The organism is Streptococcus zalophi (genome assembly GCF_016481285.1).
GTDB classification, from domain to species: Bacteria; Bacillota; Bacilli; order Lactobacillales; family Streptococcaceae; genus Streptococcus; species Streptococcus zalophi.
In genome coordinates this window covers 1-600 of the sequence record NZ_JAENBP010000019.1, presented here as the reverse complement: position 1 = coordinate 600, position 600 = coordinate 1, and the positions used below count along the sequence as shown (strand labels likewise).

Sequence of the window (600 nt, the reverse complement as noted above, 5' to 3'; positions counted from 1 at the left end):
CAACATCACCTTCTGTGAAGGTTGGTTTGCCTGTTTGCACTTGACCTTGGAGACCTGTTGAGGTGGCATCTGTACCGGTTGGTGTTACTGCTGTTACTGTTGGCGTATAGTTAGCTGTGGCAGAAGTGCCATTGACATCGACACGTTTAACGGTAACTCCAGTACCAGTTCCTGTAAAGGTTGGTTCTGGCGTGAAGGTTACCGTACCGTCTGGTGCGACAGTATAAGTCCCTTCTCCTAGAATAGTTACTGTTGTGCTACCGTCTTCAAAGGTAGCCGCTACTGTGTCATCCATCGGAACTGCAACATCACCTTCTGTAAAGGTTGGTTTCCCTGTTTGGACTTGACCTTGTAGACCTGTTGAGGTGGCATCTGTACCGGTTGGTGTTACTGCTGTTACTGTTGGTGTGTACTTAGCTGTTGCTGCTGTACCATTAACATCGACACGTTTAACTGTCACACCAGTACCAGTTCCTGTGAAGGTTGGTTCTGGGGTGAAGGTCACTGTACCATCAGCTGAAACTGTATAAGTACCTTCATTTGCAATCACTTTACTTGTAGTGCCATCGTCAAAGGTGGCTGGAACACTGTCATCCATCG

The 600-nt window shown here is 47.5% G+C and carries 1 pseudogene; it reads right to left on the bottom strand.

Annotation, left to right across the window (positions count from 1 at the left end):
* Positions 1-600 (bottom strand): annotated as a pseudogene (locus JHK64_RS07480) (CshA/CshB family fibrillar adhesin-related protein); the annotation flags it as partial.